The 2727-nt window shown below is 68.9% G+C and carries 3 protein-coding genes and 1 pseudogene; 1 reads left to right on the top strand and 3 read right to left on the bottom strand.

Features of this window, described 5'->3' with window-relative positions; translation table 11 throughout:
* Positions 1 to 340 (bottom strand): annotated as a pseudogene (locus CSW58_RS10610) (protein translocase subunit SecD); the annotation flags it as partial.
* A gap of 47 nt (positions 341 to 387) precedes the next feature.
* On the bottom strand, positions 388 to 696 hold the full coding sequence (gene yajC, locus CSW58_RS10605) for a preprotein translocase subunit YajC (RefSeq protein WP_099447262.1): 309 nt from the start codon (positions 694 to 696) through the stop codon (positions 388 to 390).
* Positions 697 to 816: 120 nt separating this feature from the next.
* On the opposite strand from yajC, the gene CSW58_RS10600 reads away from it, so the two are divergent.
* The gene (locus CSW58_RS10600; protein ID WP_099447261.1) at positions 817 to 1656 is read left to right on the top strand and encodes an ATP-binding protein; all 840 of its coding nucleotides are present in this window, start codon (positions 817 to 819) and stop codon (positions 1654 to 1656) included.
* Positions 1657 to 1750: 94 nt separating this feature from the next.
* Here CSW58_RS10600 and CSW58_RS10595 read toward each other — a convergent pair.
* On the bottom strand, positions 1751 to 2727 hold a 977-nt coding region (locus CSW58_RS10595; RefSeq protein ID WP_143755172.1), incomplete at its 5' end, for a LysM peptidoglycan-binding domain-containing M23 family metallopeptidase.

Genomic DNA, 2727 nt, shown 5'->3' with positions numbered 1-2727 from the left:
CCACGGCGTCGCCGACCTTGCCCGCCTCGGCGATGCGCACATTGACGACGCCGTTGGCCTCGCCCAGCTCCCCGAACGCAATCTGTTCGCCGCGCAAGGTGGTGCGGGCGTCCTCGACCAGGTTGGTCAGACGCTCGACCCGCAGGGCCGCGGTGTCGACCTCATAGAGGAGGTACGACCCGCCCTGCAGATCGAGGCCGAGATTGAGCTTCTGCTTGGGAAGCCAGCCGGGCAACGCATCGAGCGTCTTCTGGGGCAGAAGGTTCGGTAGGGTGAAAAGAACGCCGAAGATCACCGACAGGGTGACGGCGATGATCTTCCAGCGGGACAGGGTCAGCATGGATCGGTTGTCTCAACGGCGCCGACGGCGCCAAACCTTGGTTCGGATCAGCTCTTGGGGTCGTTGGCCGGGGCCGGTTCGCCCTTGGACCGCACTTCGGCGATCATGCCCTTCATCACCTTGACGGTGACGCCCTGGGCGATCTCGACGCCGACTTCCTTGTCCTCGACCCGGACGACCTTGCCCAGCAGGCCGCTGGACAGGACGATGTTGTCGCCGCGCTTGACCGCGTTGATTTGGGCCTGGTGCTCCTTCTGCCGCTTCTGTTGCGGGCGGATCATCAGGAAGTAGAACAGGACGACCATCAGGATGATGGGCGCCATGGAAACGAGTTGGGCGTTCAGACCACCGGACATGTGGGCTCCAAGAAATCGGTGATGCGCGGGCCCGTTTTCGACAGGTCCGCGCCAAGTCGGCGGAAGCTATGCGTTCACCTGCCCTTTTGCAATGAGCGCGCGGTGGGTTACCACCCGCGGATGACCGACGCCCACGCCGCCCTGCTCGCCCGTATCGCCGACGCCCTCGACCGGCTGGCCCCGCAGCCGCCCGCCGCCCCCGACTTCGACGCCGCGCGGCTGTTCCGCCACGAGGCCGCGGGAGAGCGCTTCGTGGCCGCCGCCGACTATCCGATGGCGCTGGACCTGCTGGTCGGCGTCGAGGGGCAAAAGGCGCGGTTCGTCCAGAACCTGACCCGTTTCGCCACCGCCCTGCCCTGTAACCACGTGCTGCTGTGGGGCGTGCGCGGCACCGGCAAGAGCTCCCTGACCAAGGCGGCCTTCATGGCCGTGGCCGCGGAGCATCCCGACCTGAAGCTGGTCGAGGTCGATCGCGACGAGGTCGCGGCCCTGCCGCCGCTGTTCGACGTCCTGCGGGCCCGGCCCGAGCGATTCGTGGTGTTGTGCGACGACCTGTCGTTCGAGGACGGGGCCGCGGCCGCCAAGGCCCTGAAATCGGCGCTGGAGGGCGGGGTGGCCGGTCCGCCGGAGAACGTGCTGTTCGTCGCCACCTCCAACCGCCGCCACCTGATGCCGCGCGACCATGTCGAGAGCCAGGGGGCCATCGCCAGCGCCGAGAACGCCGAGGAGGAGATGAGCGTCTCCGACCGCTTTGGCCTATGGATCGGCTTCCCGCCCATGGACCAGCCGACCTATCTGCAGGCGGTGCGGACCTATGCCGAGCGTTTCGATCTGGTGGTCGAAAACCTCGACCGCCGGGCCCTGCAATGGTCGCAGCTGCGCGGCGCTCGCTCGGGCCGCGTGGCCTGGCAGTTCATTCGCGACCTGGCCGGGGAACTGGGCAAGTCGCTGCCGGCGTGAGTTGAGCGGCCTTAGAGGCGCTACCCCTTTCGGCCCGAAGCTACCCTCGGGCCGCAAGGGACTTGCCGCAAATTGAGCGCAACGGCCGCCCTTGTTAGCGCGGCAGAACCAGTCCGGGATCGACGGGCCGCGCCTTGTCCTTCGGGGTCGGCGCATAGCGCACCTCGAAGTGCAGTTGCGGCTCGGTGACGCCGCCGGTGGCGCCCACGGCGCCCAGCTGTTGCCCCTGCATGACCTGCTGGCGCATCTTCACGTCGGTGGTCGACAGGTGGGCATAGGCCGTCACCCAGCCGTCCGTGTGCTTGACCAGCACCAGATTACCGAAGCCCGGCACCTGATTGCCCGCATAGACCACCTCGCCCGCCGCCGCGGCGCGGACCGGCGAGCCGGTGGCGGCGCGGATATTGACGCCGTCATTGCGCTGGCCGGTGCCCTTGGGACCGAAGTCGGACAGGACCTCGCCGCGGAGCGGCCAGGCGAAGCGGCCGCGACCGGCCGAGATGATCTCCGCCTCGGTCGGCGGGGCGCTGCTCTCGATGATCGGACGCGACGCTGTCGGCGGGTTGATCGGCTGGGCGGCCACCGGCGCGCTCGGACGCGGATAGGTCTGGGCCGGCGGCGACGAGGGCCGATACGGCTGGGGGGTCGAGGGGGTGATGACGGTCGGCTTCGGCTCGGGCGGAGCCGCGACGGGCGGGGTCGGCGCGGGGCGCGACGGGGCCGGCGTGGTCACGGTGATCTTGAGCGGGCCCTTGTCCTTGAAGCCGGACGGCAGCCGCAGCTTCTGGCCCTTCTTGATCGACGAGCCGACCTTGATGTCGTTTTCCTCGGCCAGGGCCTTGGGCGTCACCGAAAAGCGCTTGGCGATGTCGACCAGCTTGTCGGGCGCGTTGGCGACATAGGCCTTGGCCGTGGTCGCCGGACCCTTCAGTTTCTGCCCCGGCTTGAGGCGATAGGGCGGCTCGAGGTCGTTATCCTTGGCCAGGTCGGCGCGGGTGGTGTCCAAACCCCGGGCGATGGCGTCCAGGGCGTCGCCGGCCTTGACGGTGTGGGTCCTGCGCGGCCCCGCCA

The sequence above is a fragment of the Caulobacter sp. B11 genome, from assembly GCF_002737765.1.
In the GTDB taxonomy this organism is placed as follows: domain Bacteria; phylum Pseudomonadota; class Alphaproteobacteria; order Caulobacterales; family Caulobacteraceae; genus Caulobacter.
Note: the sequence above shows the minus strand (reverse complement) of the source record. Positions and strands in the feature narration are given on the sequence as shown.